Origin of the sequence: Vibrio fortis, assembly GCF_000695685.1 — a bacterium.
Classification (GTDB): domain Bacteria; phylum Pseudomonadota; class Gammaproteobacteria; order Enterobacterales; family Vibrionaceae; genus Vibrio; species Vibrio fortis_A.
In genome coordinates, this window is record NZ_JFFR01000013.1 from 229197 (window position 1) to 250474 (window position 21278).

The window sequence follows — 21278 nt, forward strand, 5'->3', positions numbered from 1 at the left end:
AGCAAACTATGAAAACATTATCTAAAGCAATCATTACTGCGCTTTCTGCTGTAGCTATCTCAACCTCTGCTTTCGCAACTCAAGCAGAACCGACCGAAACGATTAATACTCGTGCTGGCGAGTTTACGTTTGAAAATAGCTTCTTACACGGCATTCCAACTCAAGAAAGTTCAGATCGATTGTTTGGACTCATGGACTTTCAACGTGCGTCACAAGCGTACATTTGGTCGGTGCCTCTCGTATCTAATTACGCTTGGAAAGACGCTTACGAGAAAATGGGCGCAGAAGACGGACAAATTACGTATGTCGAGTCTCATAAATCTAAACTAGGTGGACTGACATACAACACATCTACTCCGTATGCGATCACTTGGTTCAATGTAGAAAAAGAACCAGTAGTCATCGAGATCCCAACTGACGAGCTGCGTGGTGCGGTACATACCATGTGGCAAATCGGTATTTCACAAATGACGGAACCAGGTACCTACGTGATTAAGGCGGCTGGCAGCGAAACACCAGATAACCTACCAGAAGGTGCCAAAGTGCTTGAATCTGACACCAACTACGTGTTCTTTGGTGTTCGCTTGATGGCGAAAAGCCATAAACAACGTATGAGTGACTTAGATGCACTGAAGATTACTAAACTTAACGGTATTCCATTGAGCTCAAAAGGTGTGAACTTCCCATCTCTTGGTGAAGATGCAAAGCATCCGAGAGGCATGGCATTTTGGCAAACTCTGAATGAAGCTATTCAAGCAGAGCCTGTAGCAGAGCGTGATCGCATGATGCACGATATGCTACGCCCGTTAGGCATCGAAAAAGGTAAGCCATTTAATATCAACGCTCAGCAGCGTGCAGTATTAGAAGAGGCGGTTGTGATGGGAGAAGCGATGGTGAAAAACATCGACTTCAACAAAACAAATCGCCTGCCACATGCCGCTTATGGTGACGAAAATAACACTTGGGAGATCGCGACAGCGTCAACTCCTAATCAAGACCGTCACTACGGTATGGACCTAGATGGCCGCGCAGCTTGGTTTTATGAAGCAGTAACCAATGATATTGCGATGCATGGCTTTGAGAACGGCGGTTGGGGTCAAATCTACCTAGACAACTATCGTGATGATGCAGGCAACGGCCTAAACGGCAGCAATCACTACACCCTAACATTAGCCGGGGATGTAAATTTTGCAGACTTGTTTTGGACCATCACGGTCTACAACGTTGAAAACCGTGCCATCATCAATAACGATATCCAGCGTGCCGATGTTGGTTCAAACATCGAAGGTACGGTAAAAGATGCACAAGGTAATTACACCTTCCACTTCTCACCAAAGAAGCCAAAAGGTGTGAACAAAGCGAATTGGGTTCAAACTCGTGAAGATGAAAACTGGTTTGTCTACTTCCGTGCCTACTCGCCAAGCAAAGCCTTTGTTGAGCAGCAACCTGAAACCTTGCTACCTAACTTCAAACGTGTGAAATAGACCTTATATCTTTAAGCACGAGTTCAGAGGAGTCAGACGACTCCTCTTCTCTATTTTATTTTTAACTCAACGATCAAGGAAGTCATGACGCTAATCCACAGGTGAAGCACTGATGTACCCAATCTTAACCAAACTCTTTCTTCTATTTGCTCTGTTCGTTGCTGGCCACAGTTTCGCATCGGACTTAGAGACAGCCCAAAACCGATTACTCAATGACCTTGCTAGATTAGAGCAAGTGCACGCATCCGGTGATGCTCCCAACAATGAGCAAGAATTCCGCGAGAGCATCCTCAAACGTAAAAACGAGCATGTAAGAAGTCAAATAGATGCACAAATAAACCAGCAGCAAAGTGAGGAAAACATCTCTGAACTACTGCTCACTCAGCTCAATATCACTCAGCGATTACTCAGCCTAAGTGAAGAAAAAATAGACCAACTCGCCATCGAGTTTCGCGCAACACAAGGTGAAGATAAGCCCAACTTACTAGCTAACCTTCAGCGCCGTTCAATGATGATGGACACCTATTATGAGCAACTGTGGGCAACTCTGAACCAACTCGAATCAAACGATGATCCTGTTAGTGACGCAAAACTTGCATTTAAGCAATCAGTGAAGACGCGAGCTGACTTTCTAACTAACATCTTGCTGTACAAAGAGGCTAAAGTCATTGAGCTTGAACATCGCAGTGCATTTTCTAGCAACAACGAAACAATTGCGCTAGAGCTTGCTCAGCAAAACGAAGAACTCGAGATCGCACTTCATAGTTTTAAATCCATTGTCGATATGATGTTTTCATTAGGTATGGAAGCGAGTGACCAACAGGCTCTGCTTGAGCAGATTCAAAGGCATCTCAATGCTGATATTCTCGATGTAGACGTCGCTTATTCTTTGATAGAAGAAACTTTGCGTTCTTTCCAGCTGTGGATGGTTGATAAAGCACCCTCGCTCATCGTTCGTCTGCTGCTTTGCTTGGCGATCCTCTTTGCCGCCAAAAAGGTTGCTAACTTAGTGGCCGCTGGCGTTGGCATGAGTGTAAAAAGCGCCAAGATGAACTTTAGTATCTTGATGCAAAACTTCTTCACCTCGATAGCATCGAAAGCGGTGATGTTCATCGGTGTGCTTGTGGCACTGTCTCAAGTAGGCATTGAACTCGGTCCACTTCTTACCGGTCTTGGTGTCGCAGGTGTGATCATTGGTTTTGCCTTGCAAGACACCTTATCCAACTTCGCATCTGGCTTAATGATCCTTATCTATCGTCCATTCGACGTGGGTGATTTGGTAAAGGTGAATGACATTCAAGGCACAGTAAACAAGATGAGCTTGGTCTCAACGACCATACAAACCGTTGATAACCAACGCTTGGTGATTCCAAACAACAAGATCTGGGGAGACGTGATTAACAACATCACCGCAGAAAGCATTCGTCGTGTAGATATGGTTTTTGGTATTGGCTATCAAGACGATATCGACAAAGCCAAAAAGGTCTTCATGGATATTCTAACTAGTGATCCTCGCGTACTTCCAACGCCAGAACCAATGGTTCGCGTACACTCACTCAACGACTCATCGGTCGACTTTATTGTGCGCCCATGGGTAAACACCGCTGATTACTGGGAAGTGTATTGGGATATGACGGAGAAAGTGAAAAAATCACTCGATAAAGAAGGCATCTCCATTCCTTTCCCTCAAAGAGATGTGCACGTGTACAACCACAACGTCTGATAATTTTTGCTCGCAAAGCAACGGTCGAGTTATACACCATGACTCGACCTGTCTGTAGCTATACAAAAAGCTGCTCAATTTGCTCTCTTAACCAACTGTACTTCGGGCTTCGATAAAGTCTACGCGATACAACCACTGCGAGATCGCCTGTAGGTACTTTGGCAAAGCCTGGGACTTCGATACTTGATAGTCTGTCATTCAATCTATGCGATAACAGCTCAGAGCAAGGAAAGATCAAATTACTTTTCTCTACCATTTCAACAATACAGTGTAGGTAACTACTGCGAAACTTAATTTGACCTTCAATACCGAGAGAGTCGAATGCCGAAGTTGCAAAGGCCTGCTTCTCATTCCAATCGGGGATCACTAGGCTGGCAATATCCACTGACCGGGGAGTATTTTCATTCAGTTCTGCGCCAGCAAGAGGGTGATTTTTTCGGCACAACAACACAAAACGATCGCTCGCAATTTTTCTCTGGTAAAGCTGCTTAGTGAGTTCCAGAGGGTAGTAGTTCACTCCGATATCAATCTCACCGCTTAACAGTTTATCCGCAGTTTGATTATCCCAAGAGACAACATTGAGCTGTACCTTCGGCGCTTGTTCTAGCATTACCTGACAGAGTGTTGCCGAGTAGGCATTGGCAATGAAACCATTCAATGCGACGGTAATGAGACCTTCAAGCTGGCTCGGATTAAAGCTTTCTTGTGGTGATAACGCTTGCTCTAACGATTCGATAGCAGGAAGCAACCCAACTTTGATCTCTATCGCTTTAGCAGTGGGCGTTAACCCATAGCGAGAGCGAACAAACAACTCATCATTGAAGTGCTCTCTCAAACGCCCTAGTGCCCGACTGATAGCTGGCTGACTTAAGTTGAGGATTTCCGCAGCTCGACGCGTATTACACTCTTCTAGCAACACTTTCAGCACAAGTAACAGATTCATATCAAGCTGTCGTAGGTTCATACGCTTACTCCAGAAATTACCATTCGATATATCTTGTTTTTATTTACTTCATTGGAGTATAACTCAAGTTCAATAGATACTCTTATTTGACCTCAACTCGGGATAAGAAAGTCGATGAATCTAATAGATTCAAACACTTAATTTAAACAGTAAGTCAGTGCTGCTGATTTAGATGCATAACAAGACAAAATCATAAATCAATAGCTTGTCTATTGTGTTGATTTTAACGCAGTTAGGCGCTGAAGAAGCAGTGCTGAATGGCTTAAATTATCCCGAGTTGAGGTTATCTATACCAAACAACGAGAGTTCATCATGAAAAAAACACTAATCACAGTCGTTACAGGAATGACGCTACTAGCAAGTTCAATTGCACATGCGAACGAGCGAAATGCTAACCCAGTTCAGGAAGAACCTCGCGCTAACTCTAGCGTTCAATCATTCGAGCTTGGCTTCGATTACGAGCCAGTCAACAACGTAAACTGGAATAACTACTCGGTGGCAGAGTCAGATTGGAATTTCCTTAAAGTACTAGAAGATGTGCCAGTAAACACCTGGATTCATGACGTACCAGTAAGTATGGAAAACCAAACAGTGATTCGTTCAAATCGTGATGTTGCTTATTCTTTAGCCGTCGTAGACGTATCAAAAGGGGCTCTTTTCAACGTACCTGCTGAAAATAACGACTACTTTCAAATAATTCACATCATCGACGAAAATCATATGACACACAAAGTGGTTCGTCGTGGTGAGACAGTTAGAATCACACCTGAAGACCTTACTGGAGGTAATCATGTTTATTTATTGGCTCGTACAAGAGACATGGGTGATGTCGCTGATCTGGAACGTCGTCAAAACCTAATGCAGTTTCTGACTAACTCTAGCAAGCCCTACCAAGCAAAAGGCTTCAAAGCTGAAGACGTGATTGAGTTTCGCGAAAAGCTGATTGCTTCTGCAATGAAAGGCTCTCCAATTCTAGCTGCTAAAGGTTTTGGTAGTGACTGGGCAGATATCGACTTCCATCACTTCAATATGGTTTCTGCGTACGGTTGGGGCGGTCTTAAATCTGACATCGCTCAATACCTAGATGCTGCGAAACTAAAAGGTGAATCCCCGGAATGTTCTGAATGGCGTATACCGACACCAGACTTAAACGAAGAGCTTGGCGGCTATTGGTCATTAACGACTTATGGTGGCGACGGTTGGATTGCAAAAGAAAACTTCTATATCGGTAGCGACCGAATGAAAGACAACGGCGATGGCACGACTTCTCTATTCATTAACTGTAGTGCACACCCAGAGTACGCACAGCACTCTGTAGATGTGGTTGAGGGCTGGGCTGGTCTAGTTCGTTTCTACGAACCAACAAATTGGAAAGCGAACGTTGAATATCTAGAGACAATCCGCAATACACCGCTTATTCCTGTTAAGTAAAAAAGCTCTCTTCAAAATACCAAATCCAGCGCCTAGCGCTGGATTTTTCATATCCGTTTTCATTTAATCGCCTTTGCTAATTGCGTAAATTATGAGTAGTTTCGGTGATTCAAAAATGGAGTAAGAATGATAGGAAGCGACACTGATCGTGACATTAATGACCGATTACGAAAAAGCCCAACGACACAGTCATTGGGCTATCAATTGGTTTTAGATATTGGTCAACTTAGAACGCATAACTAACACCGAAGCCTGCATCGAGTTTGAACTTGGACTTATCTTGGATTTGGAAGGTTGGATTGAGTTGTCCGGTTAGGTTCCAATTGGAAGCAAAGTTCCAGTCCAGGCCTAGGGGCATTCTTACGCCAAAGTCGTCATCCCAATCTGTCCAACCACCAAAACCGACAAAGTAGCCAACAGAACCGTCGCTTGAAAGGCCGCCTTTTGCAAAGTGGTAATCAAGCGCAAAGCCATCATTCCCCGCGAAGACATTCACAGAGTCATCAAACTTAAGGTTAACCCCTAACCCATAGTCGACTCCCATACCTACCTTTACTGATGCGGCAGCAGGCATGGTTGTCAGACCAACAGAAAACAATGAAACCAAAAGGACTAGAGAACGTTTATTAAACATGAGTAAAACCTTATATATTTCGTCATGCTGTTTACCAAAGACTTAACACCAGATTTTCTAATCACTTAAGCAATAGGTTATCAGCAAAAATCTCTATGCACTCCATCGTTGGGTGTGAGTTAGAGATAACATTCGAAGTGTTCTCCCTGCACTTCAATAAATTGGGTTGATTAATTTACGCGCACGTCTCCATTAAGTGAATTAATAGTTATTTAATGGATTATTAAGCTTGGCTTTATGAAATTAGAGTTGATGAATATGGTAAGTAACGTCACGGTGGTTCACTGAGGAGGTACTGACTCCAACAAAATCAAACAATACCTAATTGGTATCTCTTTTCTAATTTATCTAAGAACACATGCAGTTTCTGATTCATCTCATCATAATCATGTTGTAGTAGGGCAGTAGGGGTCTCGACAAATCTGAACTTACTTGAGTCGGGTAACTCATCATTTTCAATGAGTAATGATACGACGTGTTTGGTCAGTTCCATATGGCACTGAAAGCCGAAAACTAGTTCACCATACGCCACAATTTGTCTTGGACATCCTTCGCTATGAGCTATGATTTGCGTGTCGCTTGTTAGTCCCGGCATATCGTTATGCCAATGACCGACATTGAGTGTTTTACCAAAGTGGCTGAATAATGGATGTTGTAAGCCTGATTGAGTCAATGTAATTGGGTACTTGCCGATTTCACGCTCAGGGCTGTGCTCGAACCGAGCTCCTAGCGCTTCACCTATTAACTGAGATCCTAAACAGATGCCCAATACCACTTTTCCTGCATTGATGGCTTTTTCTATTAGTTCTTGCTCTCCTTTGCTATCAAAGTAAGCACATTGCTCAGTCGTTGTAGCGGGATCTTGAGGGCCTCCCATCACAATAAGAAAGTCAATATCGTCGATGTCTTGGAGGAGCGAGTCTCCTTGGTAAACTCGAGAGTAGCTGATGGTATGCTTGTGTTTTTCCGCCCAAGATTCGTAGGCGCCAGGAGCCTCAAAGTATTCATGAACAATGAAGTGAATATGCATCTTTCTTCCTCTTCCTTAATGTTAGAGTTGAGATGTTATATCAAACCTCGATGGCGTAATTTATACTAACAGCCATATTGTGTAGATAAGTCGCCAATCATGAACGCTAATGACCTGATAGAACAGTTTCCCAATCAGCAGTTGATCACTAAATCGACCAGGATGGTTGCTGGCTATATTGATGACTTCCACTCTCATCCATGGCATCAAATAGTGTTTCCAGTTAAAGGGTTATTGCAGTCGAATATTGGTGATACGTGTGCAATCGTTCCGCATAATGGGATGCTATATATTCCCTCCAATACTGTTCATAAATCCGTAGCCGTTACCGATACGGTGTTTTTGGCGGTTTATTTGAATCCAGACAAGTTCATTCAATATAGTGATCGTCCTAAATCCTGTCAGGTAAGTTCCTTCATGAAGGAGTTGCTCCTAACTTTGTTTGAAGCTCGAACGCGCTCGCAACCTGAATCCAATGTTTCAAGTCTGCTGGCGGTACTACGAGATCAAATTGAGATGGCACATAGTTATGAAATACCTTTTCTGATGCCTAAAGATAAGCGTCTTTTATCGATATTTTCGCAGCTCAAGCAACAGCCTGATCTGCCGTACACATTGAAGGAGTGGGCCAATAAAGTTGGTGCATCTGAGAGAACTCTATCTCGACTGTGCTCAAAAGAGTTCTCTCAATCATTTGCACTGTGGCGGCAAAATATAAGGTTGGTTTTATCTTTGCAGATGTTGGACACGGATATGAGCATACAGACTATAGCGATCAGTTTAGGGTACTCGTCTGACTCCGCATATACGTACGCTTTTAAGAAAACTTTCAATCAGACACCAAGTAGTTATCGACGCCATATGTTAGAGCACAGACTGGTTCTCTAGTAAATTATTGATTATGAGGAGCTTATCCGTTTATTTATTGGATCGATGCCCTGTCTTCTTCGCCAACTGTTGCATCGCTTCTGCAAAGGTTGTTGTCCCGCCTTTTGCTTTAACCTGAACCACTTTAAACCCCATTTTCTCCAGCGCTTTACGCTCTTCCACAACGGCTTTGTCATCTTGCTGGCTGCCTTGCACTGGCTGATGAATATAACACCCTTCTAGTTGGCCATCTTCAATTAGCTGGTGGTGTTTCAGTGCGTCGATATCAAATTTCATAGTCATTCTTTTCTGTATTAATGTTGAACTTTTGGAGCGAGGTTGGACGTACTTGTCGATGGTACCTTACGGCATTTTGACCGCGAAAAGCTAGTAAAAAGAGAGTATGAAGAAGCATGTTATTGAGTATGTCTTGTGTTTGGTGATGACTAATTATGCAATCTATCAGTTTCTATTGTGGCCTTTGAGTTACTGAGGAATGAATCAATGCCAAGAGTTTTATAAAATTAGAATAAGTACTTCAATAAAGTAACTAAAAATTCACATTCCTTGTCGATAATTGTCTGTTTTGCAAGCAGTAAAGTGGATGTTGAGTGTTCACTCTTTTGGTTTATCGAGTGACTATCGCTCAAAAAATAAACATTTGTGTGGTGAATGATTTGGACTTTAGCGCAATTAATTTATAGCTGAATAGCCCGCTCGGGGATTTTATAAATGATTCTTGATGGGCTATGTGTGAATAAAAATATGCTAAAGGAAAAAGCAGATGCACTATACAACGTTAAAAATGAAAGGCTTAATGCCACTGTCTGCCATAGCAGTGGCAATGACATTCTCTATGTCAGTGCAAGCGGCACCATTCTCTGGATTCGATGAATCTAACTTGCCGACCAAATACATCGTCAAGTTTAAAGAAGATACGTCGAGCCCTTCACTGATGGGTGGAAACTCCTTTTGGGGGCCACGCATTGTGCAAGAGTCGGTATTGGATCAGCTCAAAGCACGTAAAGTAGAAAAGCTTGGCAACAGCGCTATCTACAGTGTTGAGATGGAAGACTCAGAGTTAGGGAAACTGCGTAATCGTAGTGATGTTGAATATGTGGAGATTGATCCACCACGATACCTGTTAAGTGAAACCACCCCTTGGGGATACGAAGCGGTGAATGCTCAGCTTTTGGATGACTCAAACGCTGGCAATCGTACCGTGTGTATTATCGATTCAGGCTACGATCTCGCTCATAACGATCTGAGTGGCAACCTTGTGTCTGGGACTAACGACAGCGGCACCGGTTCTTGGAGTGTTCCTGGGAACAACAACGCGCATGGCACACACGTAGCAGGCACCATCGCTGCGATTGCGAATACCGAAGGCATCAAAGGTGTGATGCCAAACCAAAACGTGAATCTGCATATCGTTAAAGTATTCAATGAAGCAGGTTGGGGGTATTCGTCTAGCTTGGTGAAAGCGGTACAAACGTGTGCAGATAATGGTGCGAACGTGGTTAACATGAGTTTGGGTGGTAGCCAATCGAGTGTGACAGAAAGAAATGCGCTGAAAGCTGTTTACGATAACGGCGTTCTGTTGATAGCCGCTGCTGGTAATGATGGCAATACAGCGCACAGCTACCCAGCATCTTACGATTCCGTTATGTCGGTTGCTGCGGTTGATGATAAGAGCGATCACGCCGCGTTTTCTCAAGCAACAAATCAAGTTGAGATTGCAGGTCCGGGTGTAGCCATTCTATCTACCGTGACGTTGGGTGAAGGTAAACTATCCGACATTAGGCTAAACGGCGTCAGCCAGTTTGAGCGTGGTATTGTGCCGCACAACCGCTTGGTTCAAAGTGGCGGTAGCTACGGTCCTGATCCAGTCGCAGGTTCAATCACGGCAGAACTGGCAAGCTGTGAGGTCTCTGGTAGCCGTTTCAATTGTGGCGATATGTCAGGCAAAATTTGTTTGACGGAGCGTGTCGGCAATCAATCATCGGGTAGCTACCCTGAGATTGATGCAGTTCAAGCTTGTTACAACGCTGGAGCAAGCGCTGCGATTGTTTACAGTAACTCCGAACTACCGGGTTTGCAGAACCCTTTCCTTGTTGATCAAAACAACGCAGCACGCATGGTATCGGTGACGGTTGATCGCGCATTTGGTCAAGAACTGGTGGGCTATGTCGGTCAAGAGATCACGGTTTCAACAACCAAAGGTGAAGACCACGAGTACTACAACGGCACTTCCATGGCAACACCACACGTAACAGGTGTTGCGGGCTTAGTGTGGAGCTATCACCCAACCTGTACCGCTGCACAGGTGCGTAATGCGCTGATTAAGACAGCAACAGATATCGATGTAGTAGGGCGTGATAATCGTACTGGTCATGGTCTTGTAAACGCAGATGCTGCGAAGCAATACCTAGATGCGGGTTGTAATGGTCCTGACGGTTCCGGTAATGGAGCCGATCTAAACAGCTACACCAATTCTGATGCTGTTGCGATTCCTGATAACAGTGCTTCGGGCGTTATTAGTGAGCTTGATGTAGTTCGTGCTGGTGATGCGGGTTTGGTAACGATTGATTTAGACGTTGCTCATACCTACATTGGAGACTTGCGTATTACGCTGACCTCTCCAACGGGCGGACAAGTGGTGCTGCATGATAATCAAGGCGGTAGTGCTAACGACATAAATACCACTTACCAAGTCGACTTCTCTGGTTTTGAGTCTCAGGGTGTTTGGGAACTAAAAGCGGTAGACAGTGCCAGAAGAGACACAGGAACCATCAACAGTTGGACACTGACCTTTCAATAAGGAGTGACTATGAAGGCGTTGAACTTAGTTTCATTGTCCGCAATGGGTGTGAGTGCGCTTTTAGCACTCGGGCTGAGCTCATACAGTTTGGCTAACAATCAAGGCTTTCCTTTGGTGGATAAACGCCCTGAGCAAGCTGAGCAACAACCTACGCGTTACTTCGTTAAGTACGTAGAAGGGAAGGAAAGCGAGGTGAGAGCGCTTCTTCAACAGCACGACATTCAAGTGGTCGACGTGCTGGCGGAGCAGAGCGTGCTGATCGTGACTGGCGAGCAATCCGAATTGGATAAGTTTGCTAACTACGAATCAGTGGAATACACAGAGCCCGAACCTATGCGAAGGCTATTGTCTCAGTAAAACCCTCCAATAATCTGTTCAAGTATGCAAACGCCCCTTACTCGAGGGGCGTTTTTTGTTGAGAGTCAGAATTTCCTCCTGCGTCTTCTCCAGTCTCGATTCTTTACCCTCGTACGAGAAATGACTCACCACGCGTCAGAGTGTTCATTGAATGGGTTCACGGTCTACTCGGAAATTAATGTCGAAAAGTAACCCCGCGTTTCATATAAAATTGGACTTTTAGTAACAATTACTTAACACTCTTTGAATTACAGATAAAGAGGTCGGATGAGTGATCAAGGAAGAGTTAGTACTAACAACAGAGGATGGGTTCACCATTTCTTGTTCGGTTTTTGTCCCTAGTGGGAATGTAAAAGGCGGGGTGGTGATCAACTCTGCGACGGCTGTTCGTCAAAGTTACTATGAGAAGTTTGCCAAGTTTCTTACTGAGCAGGGATACATTGTTATCACGTACGATTACCGAGGCATTGGCCGTTCGTCTGTTGCGAATAGTCGTAATCGACAACTGAAAATGAAGGCGTGGGGCAAGTATGATCTCGAAGCTGTGATCCGTTGGGCTAAGGTGAACCACGGTGAGCTCGATTGGCACTGCGTAGGGCATAGTGTTGGTGGGCAGATTCTCGGTTTTGCAGAGAGTAATAACTTCTTCAAGAGCGTTTATTGTGTCTCTTCTCAAAGCGGTTACTGGGGACATTGGGAGGGCATGAATAAGGCGCGCATCTTTGCGATGTGGTTCGCTATTGTGCCATTGCTATCGACTGTTTTCGGTAAAGTACCGGGTGCGTTTTTGGGTGGGGAGTCATTACCAGAGTCTATCGCCAAGCAGTGGGCGTATTGGGGCAGACATCCTCACTATATTGTGGATAAGCAAGGTACGCCAATACGTTCAGGCTTTGAGCAGTTATCTTGCAAAATGAGGTTCCTGCAAATTGATGATGATTACGAGTTTGCTCCGCCAAAATCAGTACAAGCACTGGCGAGCTTTTATCAACAAGCCGATGTAGAAGTCGCGAAAGTCTCTTCAAAGGAGCACGGAAGCAGAATTGGTCACTTTGGTTTCTTTAGATCTAAACACCAGCAAAGCCTTTGGCAGGATGCGCTTGGGTGGCTTGAGCTTCAAAGTAGCTAAAGATTATTGGTCTGAAGGTTTGAGAAAAGTAAAAAGGCACATTGATGAATGTGCCTTGCTATTAATTAGCTCAGATTACTTTTTGAAGCTCGAATCACAGCTCGAATAACACATCGGTACGAATGATGTGTTTAACTCCTGAAAGAATTGGTGCTGAGCCATGTAGACAATGGAATGGGTGGGTTCCGTGTGGGAAACACAACACGCTTCCGCTTGGCGTTCTTACCGATTCAATATTGGCCCCTTCATGTTGGCGAGCAGGTTTAGTCGGGTCATCACGGTTGACCATAAACTGGGTTTCGCCGCCAACAAAATCGTCTGTTAATAGAATCAAAAAGGTGTACATACTCCAACGGTCACCAAAGGCATCATCGACTAATTGATTGTCGATGACTTGGCTTCCCGGCCATGAACCGTCAATGTGCATTTTGAAATAGTCGCCTTGCTCGTAACGATAAAATCGAAAACGACCATTGATTCCAAGTGGTTGCTTGTTGCCAAAGTGTCCGTATTGATCACTGAAATGATCGCGGCAGCGTTGCCAAATTTGCTCCAAGGTCTCAGTGTCGGCAATGAAGTTGAGGTTGCTGTTGTGGCGAATCTCTCTTGGCAATGACACAGCAGCATCTTCGGTAAAACCAAGCTCGTTGGTTGCTGCCAATATGCGCTTTACCTCTTCAGGTTTTAACACATTCAGCAATTGAAATGCCCCAGGTACGTTGTCGACCTCTTTTCGCGTTACGCCTTGGTATTCACTGTCGAGCAAAAACGGGTTTTGATTCTTAGGTGCCCATACAGGTAAGTCGTTTCGCTGAGTGCCAGACTCTCTTCTGACAACATAAAATGATTCGTTATTCGTCATTGGTCTCTCCTTATTTTGAAACAACTCGAACTTGTGCAAACTGGCGGTGGCCATCGACCGAGCCATGGAAGCCTAAACCGCTTTGCTTTGCGCCAACCCAAGGTGCGTCGCCACTGCCGCCTTGGCCTTGGTTAATTCCTACCATGCCAGCCTCAAGCTCTTCCGCAACGTCTTGAACGCCTTGGTTACCGAAGACGACCGCACCTAGGCCATATTCACTGGCGTTTGCTCTTTCGATTGCTTCTTCAACGTCTGAGTAACGGCTGATAGAAACAACAGGGCCAAAGGTCTCTTCTGTTTCTATCTTCATTTCTGGCGTCATCCCAGTGATCACCGTTGGGCGGATATAACGCTCAGGTTGTTGTGAACCGCCTAGTAAAATCGTGGCGCCTTTCTCTTCTGCATCTTTGATTTGTTCAACGATCTTGGCGTGTTGTGTTGCGTTGATGATGGGACCAATGTTGACGCTTGGCATATCCCAAGGGCCAATTTGGTACATGTTGGCTATTTCGGTAACGCGTTGCTCAAATTTATCGGCGATGCGTTCATCAACGTAGATACGCTCAATAGAGGTACACATTTGGCCCGAGTTCTCAAAGCTACCCGCCACGGCAAAGCGTGCCGCTTGTTCGAGGTTAGCATCGCGCATGACGATCATTGGGTCTTTACCACCCAACTCCATAACAAGGCGTTTCACCTTAGAAGCCGCGCGAGCCATGATGTCTTGACCTGCGACTTTAGAGCCTGTGAATGCGATCATCTGGATCTCGCTTTCGACTAAGGCTTTTCCTGCCTCTCGGTCGCCATGAACAATGGTCAACACGCCGTCAGGAAGATGCTTTTTGAGTTCGCCGAAGAAGGTTTCTGCTACTAAAGGTGTCTCTTCTGATGGCTTCAAAACCACGGTGTTACCCGCCACCAGCGCAGGTACAATCAGGTTATTGGCCATCATGACGGGATAATTCCAAGGCGAAATCACACCAACAACGCCTAGAGGTCGGTACTGCAGTTCCGTGCCACCAGAAAGTTGACGAGGACTGAGTGCGCGTGCTGCATCTTGTGCGTAATGTTGTCCCATGTACACCGCACCGCCTGCCTCACCCGTTGCTCGGCGGATGTCTTTACCCATTTCACGGGCAAGCAGTTCAGAGAATGAATCTGTTAGGTGGTCGATCGCTTGGTATGCGTTGTTGATGATTCGTGCTCGCTCAGGCAGCGGTGTTTTGCGCCAAAATTTTTGAGCGGCTTTCGCTCTGGCAACCGCGGCATTAACTTGCTGTGTTGTTGAGTTTTCAACTTCGCCCAACAACTCTCCATTGCTAGGGTCAAAAGATTGAATAAGGCTGGTCATACTCATTGTCTCCAAGTATTTGTATTTATTACGCTGAAGGCTTCCTCTCCGGGCTTGTCTTCAACTGTGTTTGTGAATTTTCGATAATTAGATATCTAAAAATCTCGATATGTAGTTTTAAATAAATAGAGAGGTGTAAAACATGCTCCCTATTTATGGAATTAAAGTGAGTCGTTCAGCTGAGCAAGGAACAGCTCAATGATCTCGTCGTTTCGCTTGTAGTAAGTCCAAGAACCAATGCGCTTTGAGCTGACGAGATTGGCTCGCTGCAAGTTCGACAGGTAAGAAGAGACAGTCGATTGTGATAGGCCACTTTTCTCTTGAATAATACTGACACAAACGCCTTCGACTTCAGCATCAACGAGCTGTTTCTCGAGATTGAAGTGTTCATGTGGTGACTTAAGCCAATGCAAGAAGTTACGCCTTACCGGGTTGTTAATCGATTTTAGAATTTCGTTGATATCTAACATGCCGAATTGTTTCTTATCTTGATACTACGTTGGTTGATGATGCAGAGCATACGCCTAAAAATAGGATATCGCAATATCTCGAAATTCTGTTTGGGCCAAGTTTTTGTTCTATGGTATAGCGAGATTGAGGAGGCATTAGTGCGGAAAGCCCTTATAAACGTTGAAAAAACAGGAAACATATTCACACATTAAGTTCGAGTTTGTGGGATTTGAGATCTGAGTAGAAGCATTGGTCTTATAGTTTGAGACACAATCACTCTCCTCATTATTGCTATGAATAGTTGTAATTAGTGCAGTGAACAAAAAGGGTTACCTCGTGATAAGACATATCTTGCTAATTAAATTCAAACCAGAAATCACTCAAGAGCAGATTGAAGAACTGATGGCGATGTTCGTTTCAATGACCGACAAGGTTAATGGTGTGACTGACGTTGAATGGGGAGAAAACAACAGCCCAGAAGGAAAGAACAAGGGTTACACACACTCTGTTTTTATGACGTTCGCTGATGAGGCAGGACGTGATAACTACTTACCTCACCCAGAACACGATGCATTGAAGAACGTCTTTAGACCGATATTGGATGACATCATCGTATTCGACTATCAACCTGCGTAGTGGCTGATTTATAGGGCGTGATGACTTTCAAGTTTAAGTTAAAGGTCAAACAACCATTAACCCTCTACTGGGATTAAATAGCTTTCGACATAATGGCTCCACATCGAAACACAATAACGGAGTCAGTGATGAAAAAAGTATTAGTATTAGGTTCTACAGGTCTTGTTGGTAGCGCATTAGTAGAGAAGCTAAAAGGCTCTGCTGAAGTGGTGAAGCAGCATTCTTACAACAGTTAATGCAGCGGTTGAAGTGGCAGTGAAATCAGCAGCTGTGGAAGTAGATCGCATCCGTTTCAACGCGGTATCACCGGGTTGGGTTGCGGAAACTATGGTTGCTATGGGTATGGACCCTGAACCGGGTATGCCAGCGGCCGATGTCGCGCAGCATTACATCAACCTAATGAACGAAAGCACATCAGGCGACGTTGTTGTCGCAATGAAGTAATGCTTAAGGGCCAACTCCGTTTTAGAGTTGGCCTCAATCCAAGTCTAGCTTTGTACTTTCGATAAATTGGATTTGGGTGTCAGAGGTGAATGTGTGGTTTACTCACTCACCTCTGTTGTTAGAACCTTTATGCATTCGCAAACTTAAAGGTTCGATAGCCGCCGATTAAGTTCCTCGCTTTAAACCCATTGTTTACCAGTTGGCGATAGGCCACATTGCCTCGCAATCCTACTTGGCAGTAGATAATGATCTCTTTATCTTTTGGTAGCTCATTCATACGCTGACGAAGTTGATCGACGGGTATGTTGATGGCACCTGAAATAAATCCGACGTTTTCCAGCTCCGCTGGGTTTCGTACGTCCAACAGAACCTGATTGTCATTTAGATTAGTGACTTCATCAAAATGGATCGGTGTTGCGTCACCTTTGATGATGTTGCTTGCCACAAAAGCAGCTTGGTTAATCACATCTTTAGCACTGCCATATGGCGGCGCGTAAGTGAGCTCTAAGTGCTGAAGCTGCTCGACAGTCATGCCTGCTCGTTGAGCAACGGCCATCACATCAATACGTTTATCGACACCATCTTTACCAACCGCTTGAGCACCCAGGATTTTTCCAGTGGATGGTTCAAACAGCATTTTGAATGAGACAATTTCAGCACCAGGGTAGTAACTGGCGTGGCTGGCAGTGTGTACGTAGACTTTTTCATAATCGACACCTTCACGCTTCAATTGCTTCTCGTTTTTACCTGTTGAGGCAACGGCAAGGTCAAAGATCTTACAGATGGCAGTGCCTTGTGTCCCTTGATAGGTTTCATTGCGTCCGAGCATGTTGTCGGCAGCCATTCGACCTTGGCGGTTTGCAGGCCCTGCAAGCGGAACTAACGTTTGTGCGCCTGTGACAAAGTCTTTCTCTTCGATCGCATCACCGACAGCGTAGATACTTGGATCACTCGTCTGCATTGAATCGTTAGTGTAAATACCACCTAATGCACCGATTTGAAGCCCAGCTTCTTTTGCCAACTTAGTTTCAGGACGTACGCCAATGGCCATGATCAAAATGTCAGTGGTGAGTGACTCACCGTTGCTAAGAACAAGGTTGAGCTCACCTTCAATATGTTGGTGATCTTCGTTTTCACCAGAGTCGATACTGGCCATATGTTGGTTCGGAACGTATTCGACCGCTTCAAGTGCAACGCCTAATTTAAGGTCAACACCTTTCTCGCGTATCTCAGCATGAGCAAAGCCCGCCATTTCACGATCAACAGGCGTCATCACCTGATCCGCCATCTCGATTAGCGTGGTTTTGATCCCCAACTGGTGGAAGGCTTCCATCATCTCTAAACCAATGAACCCGCCACCAACCACCGTCGCGTGTTCAGGCTTATTCATTTGAATGGTGTTAATGATGCGATCCATATCTGGGATGTTTCGCAGTGAGTGGGTCAACGGATTATCAATACCAGGGATTGGTGGTACTACGGGACCAGCTCCTGGGCTGAGCAAGAGGAAGTCATAGCTTTCAATATACTCACTACCTTCAAGAAGATTCTTAATGGTGACCTGTTTGCTGTGTCGGTCGATGGATACGACTTCGCTCATAACGCGGACATCAACGTTGAATCGAGCTAAGAAGCTCTCTGGCGTTTGCAGCAGGAGTTTACTTCTATCTTCGATGTCGCCCCCTATGTGGTATGGCAAGCCGCAGTTAGCAAATGAGACAAAACTCCCTCTTTCGAACATGATGATTTCTGCATCTTCACTCAAGCGACGAGCACGTGCGGCGGCTGATGCGCCACCTGCAACGCCACCAACAATAACAATCTTAGTCATAAGGTCACCTTTTTATCTTCTGATTGGCGACCACTATAAAACTCATAATTAGAAAAGTCTAATTTAAATTTAGCTAAATTAGAATTGACTAATTTTAAGGATTGAACCATCATAGTAGGCAGAATTAAGTGATGAGATTGAATCGATGAACATTGAAGAGATGCGCGACAACGCAAATGAAACTGCCGAGTTTTTAAAATCGATGGCTCACCCCGACAGGCTGATGGTTTTGTGTCAGTTGAGTAATGGTGAAGTAGGCTTCACGGAGTTGCTCGAGTCTTCCCATCTAAGTCAATCTGCATTCTCACAACAGCTCACCGTGCTCAAAAAGAAGGGCTTGGTGAAAGTAAGAAAAGAAGCGCAGCAAGTGTTTTATTCGTTAGCCGATGACCGAGTCATGATGTTGATGGGATCACTTCACAGCGTATTTTGTAAACATCAACAAGAGGAGAAGTAGATGGAGTTTTCAATGCCTTGGCATGCGCTGGCTGGTGGTGCCTTGCTTGGCTTGTCCGCAGGTCTACTCATGTTATTTAGCGGTAAAGTCGCTGGTATCAGCGGGATTTTGGGTGGATTGCTTACCCCGAAAGCGGGAGACCTATTATGGCGAGTGCTGTTTCTGTTTGGCATGGTGATCAGCATAGTATTTACACGCCCAATTGGTTTTGAATTGCCGGATTTAAGCACAATGAATCTAGGCTTGGTTGTGGTTGCCGGTGTATTGGTTGGTATGGGCACACGCCTAGGCAATGGCTGTACTAGTGGACATGGCATTGTTGGCATGGGTCGTTTCTCTAAACGCTCAATCGTCGCGACCTGTACCTTTATGATTGTCGCGATTGTCGTTGTATTTGTTCGTCGTAACTTGGGAGTGCTATAAATGAATCCTATCTCTTTGTTTGTCGCTCTTTTGTCTGGCGTACTTTTCGGTGCTGGAATGAATATCTCTGGTATGGTCGACCCTGCTAACATCTTTGCGTTTCTCGATATCACGGGGGATTGGGATCCGAGCCTTGCGTTCGTGATGGGAGGAGCTTTGCTCGTATTCACGCCTTTCTACCATTTCATTATTAAACCTCGCAGTAAAACCATTGATGGCAATGCTATTAGCCTGCCTACGAATACAAAGATTGACCGCAAACTGATTTTGGGCGCATCTATTTTTGGCCTAGGTTGGGGAATAGGCGGTATTTGCCCAGGGCCAGCGGTCGCCAGTTTGGGCGAGGGCAGCATTACCATCATCTCATTCATTGCCAGTATGCTGATTGGCATGAAGTTGGTTACTTTAGTCTCGAATAAATAACTGTACACTTCTGAACTGATCTGCCCGACTCTAAATATGCGCTAGGTTTTTTATTGCTAGATTCAAAGTCAGTTTAACGAACTCGAATCGAATGCAAAAACTATGGATTTGTTTTGTGGCTTGCAATAGATATTTTATTCAGTGGGCTTACAGTACCTGCGAAGTGTTTACCAATGACATGCGTATAGATTTGTGTCGTTGCGACATCTGAGTGGCCTAGCAATTCTTGAACAGTACGAATGTCTTGTCCAGAACGTAGTAACTCAGTTGCAAAGCTATGACGAAAAGTATGGCAGGTGATTCGCTTATTAAAGATCTTTGCCTGTTGTACAGCACGTTTTAAGGCCTTTCGTGGTGATGAGTCGTGTAGGTGATGTCGGCAGAGTTGATTGGTTAGTGGATGTCTAGAGATAGTTGTTGAAGGGAAGATAAACATCCATGAACTTTGTTTAAACGCGTTGGGGTACTTTTTACCAAGAGCATGAGGCAGCAAAGGGCCGATACCTTGTTTATTATCATTTTTTTGTATTGTTGATACTCTGTCTATTTGCTGTTGGAGTAATGAAATTATGACGGGGCTTAGTAATGTCACTCGATCTTTTTTACCTTTCCCATCACGTACTGTTAACGACAAGTTAGTGAAATCTAGGTCTTGTATTCTGAGTCGTAAACACTCACTGATTCTTAATCCTGATCCATAAAGCAACGAAAATATTGTGTGATTCACACCCGATAGATGCGAGAGAATAGCCTGCACTTCGTTGGCTGTTAGAACGTTTGGTAGTTTGCGTGGTTTTTTGGCATAGGTAAAACCTAAATCCCCTAATGGTAGTTGTAAAAATTGATTGTAGAGGTAAGCAATTGCGTTGAGCGCAACTTTTTGAGTGTTAATTGCTACGCACTGCTCGTTAGCAAGATAAGAAAGAAAAGCCGTTACTTCGCTTTCGCCTATATCTTTTGGATGTTTGAGTTTATGGAATCGGATGAAGTATTTTATCCAGTATAAGTAGGCCTTTCGGTCTTGAGACTGTATCCTCGCATTCGCATGTGTCGGCGAATTTCTTCCAAAAATTTGCTGGCCATCGTCACCTCCTCTCTCTGTTTATTTATACAGTTTATTGGAGTTAGATTCGGTTTGAGTATGAAAAATGGCTTGTTTTGCCGAGAGTCTAGTCTCGTTTAGTTGATAGAGGGTTCGATAAGCTATTGTTATCTATATGATTCGCGCTATTTCTTCCTAGGGTAACGCGCATTGTCAAAAAGTGATAACACGCGTGCTCGTTTTTATGTAAAGACAAAATGCGAAACGTGAAGTATATGCATTATATCTCAATGATTTATGATAGTTTTAAGACAAGTTAGGCAAGCAGAAAAACGAGCTGGCTTGTTATTAACAATGTTATGTACTTGGAGAGAAATATGGATTTTCTCGTAGGCGTAGACCTTCAAGATTCATTTGTTTTGGGGTGGAACTACTGCGATCAAACTTTGGAAATTGAACTAGAGTTCAGCATCTGGCCTGAGTCTGAATACTATAAAACTCCAAAGGTAGGTGAGTATACTTGCTATCGCTTGGGCTCTCTTCTGTTTAACGATGTTTCGAGTATTACTGGGCTCTTGAATCAAAGTGATATACAACCGACCCTAGATCCTGATGGCTCAAAAGACTATGGAAACATAGAATACTTCGAAAAGAACCAATCATGTTTCAAGGTTGTTGGTAGCTTTGGGACCATAGAGTTTGAGAGCTCAGGTATTCATTTTGAGCTACGTACATAACAAACTGTTCAAGAGGGATTCGCAACGCGTGGCATTTTCACTATGCGTTGGTTTTAGTGATTAAGGTGGTATGCGGCGGCTTTGGTATTGCGTTGCTCACCCCTTAACAGGGCGTTGATATGACCCCCACTGTCAATAAGAGCGTAGAAGTTTCTGCTCCCGCATTTATAGAGCCTTTCTTG

The 21278-nt window shown here is 44.5% G+C and carries 22 protein-coding genes and 1 pseudogene; 14 read left to right on the forward strand and 9 right to left on the reverse strand.

The genetic code is table 11. The features are described 5' to 3' along the window. The first annotated feature begins 8 nt into the window (after positions 1–8). Positions 9–1484, forward strand: a complete 1476-nt coding sequence (locus VFDL14_RS13235; protein ID WP_032550837.1) for a DUF1214 domain-containing protein — start codon at positions 9–11, stop codon at positions 1482–1484. Positions 1485–1596: 112 nt separating this feature from the next. After that, positions 1597–3207 (forward strand): mechanosensitive ion channel family protein, encoded by a 1611-nt coding sequence (locus VFDL14_RS13230; RefSeq protein WP_032550838.1) that lies wholly within the window; start codon positions 1597–1599, stop codon positions 3205–3207. A 58-nt stretch (positions 3208–3265) separates the two neighbouring features. Here the strand turns inward: VFDL14_RS13230 and VFDL14_RS13225 are convergent, their stop codons facing one another. Beyond that, entirely contained in the window at positions 3266–4171 is a 906-nt protein-coding gene (locus VFDL14_RS13225; protein WP_032550839.1) for a LysR family transcriptional regulator, read from the reverse strand. A gap of 312 nt (positions 4172–4483) precedes the next feature. Between VFDL14_RS13225 and VFDL14_RS13220 the strand changes: the two genes are divergently transcribed. Then, positions 4484–5602, forward strand: coding sequence for a DUF1254 domain-containing protein (locus tag VFDL14_RS13220; protein ID WP_032550840.1), 1119 nt, complete (start codon positions 4484–4486; stop codon positions 5600–5602). A gap of 226 nt (positions 5603–5828) precedes the next feature. Here the strand turns inward: VFDL14_RS13220 and VFDL14_RS13215 are convergent, their stop codons facing one another. Together VFDL14_RS13215 and VFDL14_RS13210 are read right to left on the reverse strand one after the other, a co-directional pair. Beyond that, complete coding sequence (locus tag VFDL14_RS13215) at positions 5829–6236, reverse strand: hypothetical protein (RefSeq protein WP_032550841.1); 408 nt, start codon at positions 6234–6236, stop codon at positions 5829–5831. Positions 6237–6546: 310 nt separating this feature from the next. Continuing rightward, complete coding sequence (locus VFDL14_RS13210) at positions 6547–7266, reverse strand: type 1 glutamine amidotransferase (protein ID WP_032550842.1); 720 nt, start codon at positions 7264–7266, stop codon at positions 6547–6549. Positions 7267–7365: 99 nt separating this feature from the next. Here VFDL14_RS13210 and VFDL14_RS13205 point away from each other — a divergent pair, with 99 nt between their 5' ends. Beyond that, positions 7366–8154, forward strand: coding sequence for a helix-turn-helix transcriptional regulator (locus VFDL14_RS13205; RefSeq protein WP_032550843.1), 789 nt, complete (start codon positions 7366–7368; stop codon positions 8152–8154). 30 nt (positions 8155–8184) lie between these two features. On the opposite strand, the gene VFDL14_RS13200 is transcribed toward VFDL14_RS13205, so the two are convergent. Further along, positions 8185–8430, reverse strand: coding sequence for a hypothetical protein (locus VFDL14_RS13200; RefSeq protein ID WP_032550845.1), 246 nt, complete (start codon positions 8428–8430; stop codon positions 8185–8187). A gap of 487 nt (positions 8431–8917) precedes the next feature. Here VFDL14_RS13200 and VFDL14_RS13195 point away from each other — a divergent pair, with 487 nt between their 5' ends. The 3 genes from VFDL14_RS13195 (at position 8918) to VFDL14_RS13185 (ending at position 12440) form a co-directional block, all read left to right on the forward strand. After that, positions 8918–10954, forward strand: a complete 2037-nt coding sequence (locus VFDL14_RS13195; protein ID WP_032550847.1) for a S8 family serine peptidase — start codon at positions 8918–8920, stop codon at positions 10952–10954. 9 nt (positions 10955–10963) lie between these two features. Next, positions 10964–11311: a hypothetical protein gene (locus tag VFDL14_RS13190; protein ID WP_032550848.1), complete on the forward strand. Its 348-nt coding sequence runs from the start codon at positions 10964–10966 to the stop codon at positions 11309–11311. A gap of 271 nt (positions 11312–11582) precedes the next feature. Beyond that, entirely contained in the window at positions 11583–12440 is an 858-nt protein-coding gene (locus VFDL14_RS13185) for an alpha/beta fold hydrolase (RefSeq protein ID WP_235201685.1), read from the forward strand. A 94-nt stretch (positions 12441–12534) separates the two neighbouring features. Here the strand turns inward: VFDL14_RS13185 and VFDL14_RS13180 are convergent, their stop codons facing one another. The 3 genes from VFDL14_RS13180 to VFDL14_RS13170 form a co-directional block, all read right to left on the reverse strand. Further along, the gene (locus VFDL14_RS13180) at positions 12535–13302 is read right to left on the reverse strand and encodes an oxidoreductase (protein ID WP_032550850.1); all 768 of its coding nucleotides are present in this window, start codon (positions 13300–13302) and stop codon (positions 12535–12537) included. Positions 13303–13312: 10 nt separating this feature from the next. Further along, positions 13313–14653: an aldehyde dehydrogenase family protein gene (locus VFDL14_RS13175; RefSeq protein WP_032550851.1), complete on the reverse strand. Its 1341-nt coding sequence runs from the start codon at positions 14651–14653 to the stop codon at positions 13313–13315. A 161-nt stretch (positions 14654–14814) separates the two neighbouring features. Continuing rightward, complete coding sequence (locus VFDL14_RS13170) at positions 14815–15123, reverse strand: ArsR/SmtB family transcription factor (RefSeq protein WP_032550853.1); 309 nt, start codon at positions 15121–15123, stop codon at positions 14815–14817. A 316-nt stretch (positions 15124–15439) separates the two neighbouring features. Between VFDL14_RS13170 and VFDL14_RS13165 the strand changes: the two genes are divergently transcribed. From VFDL14_RS13165 to VFDL14_RS13160, 3 genes are all read left to right on the forward strand, one after another. Continuing rightward, entirely contained in the window at positions 15440–15739 is a 300-nt protein-coding gene (locus VFDL14_RS13165; RefSeq protein WP_032550893.1) for a Dabb family protein, read from the forward strand. 128 nt (positions 15740–15867) lie between these two features. Beyond that, the gene (locus tag VFDL14_RS25035; RefSeq protein ID WP_160168789.1) at positions 15868–15975 is read left to right on the forward strand and encodes an SDR family oxidoreductase; all 108 of its coding nucleotides are present in this window, start codon (positions 15868–15870) and stop codon (positions 15973–15975) included. Positions 15976–15994: 19 nt separating this feature from the next. Beyond that, on the forward strand, positions 15995–16183 hold the full coding sequence (locus VFDL14_RS13160; protein WP_235201686.1) for a hypothetical protein: 189 nt from the start codon (positions 15995–15997) through the stop codon (positions 16181–16183). Between the two features lie 127 nt (positions 16184–16310). Here the strand turns inward: VFDL14_RS13160 and VFDL14_RS0123145 are convergent, their stop codons facing one another. Next, positions 16311–18014, reverse strand: coding sequence for an FAD-dependent oxidoreductase (locus VFDL14_RS0123145; protein ID WP_032550854.1), 1704 nt, complete (start codon positions 18012–18014; stop codon positions 16311–16313). Positions 18015–18159: 145 nt separating this feature from the next. Between VFDL14_RS0123145 and VFDL14_RS13155 the strand changes: the two genes are divergently transcribed. Genes VFDL14_RS13155 through VFDL14_RS13145 form a run of 3 tightly spaced genes read left to right on the forward strand, consistent with a single transcriptional unit; the run spans position 18160 to position 19317 of the window. Further along, the gene (locus VFDL14_RS13155; protein WP_050487398.1) at positions 18160–18471 is read left to right on the forward strand and encodes an ArsR/SmtB family transcription factor; all 312 of its coding nucleotides are present in this window, start codon (positions 18160–18162) and stop codon (positions 18469–18471) included. Further along, positions 18472–18894, forward strand: a complete 423-nt coding sequence (locus VFDL14_RS13150; protein WP_032550856.1) for a YeeE/YedE family protein — start codon at positions 18472–18474, stop codon at positions 18892–18894. Further along, a complete protein-coding gene (locus VFDL14_RS13145) occupies positions 18895–19317 on the forward strand; it encodes a YeeE/YedE family protein (RefSeq protein ID WP_032550857.1) in 423 nt (140 codons plus the stop codon). Positions 19318–19417: 100 nt separating this feature from the next. On the opposite strand, the pseudogene VFDL14_RS0123150 reads toward VFDL14_RS13145, so the two are convergent. Beyond that, a pseudogene (locus VFDL14_RS0123150) lies at positions 19418–20400 on the reverse strand (integron integrase). 336 nt (positions 20401–20736) lie between these two features. Between VFDL14_RS0123150 and VFDL14_RS13140 the strand changes: the two are divergent. Beyond that, complete coding sequence (locus tag VFDL14_RS13140) at positions 20737–21096, forward strand: hypothetical protein (RefSeq protein ID WP_032550858.1); 360 nt, start codon at positions 20737–20739, stop codon at positions 21094–21096. Positions 21097–21278 lie beyond the last annotated feature (182 nt).

What these genes read in the sequence shown, in the direction of transcription:
- VFDL14_RS13235 (WP_032550837.1), top strand. Translation starts at nt 9, where the DNA reads ATGAAAACATTATCTAAAGCAATCATTACTGCGCTTTCTGCTGTAGCT.
- VFDL14_RS13230 (WP_032550838.1), top strand. Translation starts at nt 1,597, where the DNA reads ATGTACCCAATCTTAACCAAACTCTTTCTTCTATTTGCTCTGTTCGTT.
- VFDL14_RS13225 (WP_032550839.1), bottom strand. Translation starts at nt 4,171, where the DNA reads ATGAACCTACGACAGCTTGATATGAATCTGTTACTTGTGCTGAAAGTG.
- VFDL14_RS13220 (WP_032550840.1), top strand. Translation starts at nt 4,484, where the DNA reads ATGAAAAAAACACTAATCACAGTCGTTACAGGAATGACGCTACTAGCA.
- VFDL14_RS13215 (WP_032550841.1), bottom strand. Translation starts at nt 6,236, where the DNA reads ATGTTTAATAAACGTTCTCTAGTCCTTTTGGTTTCATTGTTTTCTGTT.
- VFDL14_RS13210 (WP_032550842.1), bottom strand. Translation starts at nt 7,266, where the DNA reads ATGCATATTCACTTCATTGTTCATGAATACTTTGAGGCTCCTGGCGCC.
- VFDL14_RS13205 (WP_032550843.1), top strand. Translation starts at nt 7,366, where the DNA reads ATGAACGCTAATGACCTGATAGAACAGTTTCCCAATCAGCAGTTGATC.
- VFDL14_RS13200 (WP_032550845.1), bottom strand. Translation starts at nt 8,430, where the DNA reads ATGAAATTTGATATCGACGCACTGAAACACCACCAGCTAATTGAAGAT.
- VFDL14_RS13195 (WP_032550847.1), top strand. Translation starts at nt 8,918, where the DNA reads ATGCACTATACAACGTTAAAAATGAAAGGCTTAATGCCACTGTCTGCC.
- VFDL14_RS13190 (WP_032550848.1), top strand. Translation starts at nt 10,964, where the DNA reads ATGAAGGCGTTGAACTTAGTTTCATTGTCCGCAATGGGTGTGAGTGCG.
- VFDL14_RS13180 (WP_032550850.1), bottom strand. Translation starts at nt 13,302, where the DNA reads ATGACGAATAACGAATCATTTTATGTTGTCAGAAGAGAGTCTGGCACT.
- VFDL14_RS13175 (WP_032550851.1), bottom strand. Translation starts at nt 14,653, where the DNA reads ATGACCAGCCTTATTCAATCTTTTGACCCTAGCAATGGAGAGTTGTTG.
- VFDL14_RS13170 (WP_032550853.1), bottom strand. Translation starts at nt 15,123, where the DNA reads ATGTTAGATATCAACGAAATTCTAAAATCGATTAACAACCCGGTAAGG.
- VFDL14_RS25035 (WP_160168789.1), top strand. Translation starts at nt 15,868, where the DNA reads ATGAAAAAAGTATTAGTATTAGGTTCTACAGGTCTTGTTGGTAGCGCA.
- VFDL14_RS0123145 (WP_032550854.1), bottom strand. Translation starts at nt 18,014, where the DNA reads ATGACTAAGATTGTTATTGTTGGTGGCGTTGCAGGTGGCGCATCAGCC.
- VFDL14_RS13155 (WP_050487398.1), top strand. Translation starts at nt 18,160, where the DNA reads ATGAACATTGAAGAGATGCGCGACAACGCAAATGAAACTGCCGAGTTT.
- VFDL14_RS13150 (WP_032550856.1), top strand. Translation starts at nt 18,472, where the DNA reads ATGGAGTTTTCAATGCCTTGGCATGCGCTGGCTGGTGGTGCCTTGCTT.
- VFDL14_RS13145 (WP_032550857.1), top strand. Translation starts at nt 18,895, where the DNA reads ATGAATCCTATCTCTTTGTTTGTCGCTCTTTTGTCTGGCGTACTTTTC.
- VFDL14_RS13140 (WP_032550858.1), top strand. Translation starts at nt 20,737, where the DNA reads ATGGATTTTCTCGTAGGCGTAGACCTTCAAGATTCATTTGTTTTGGGG.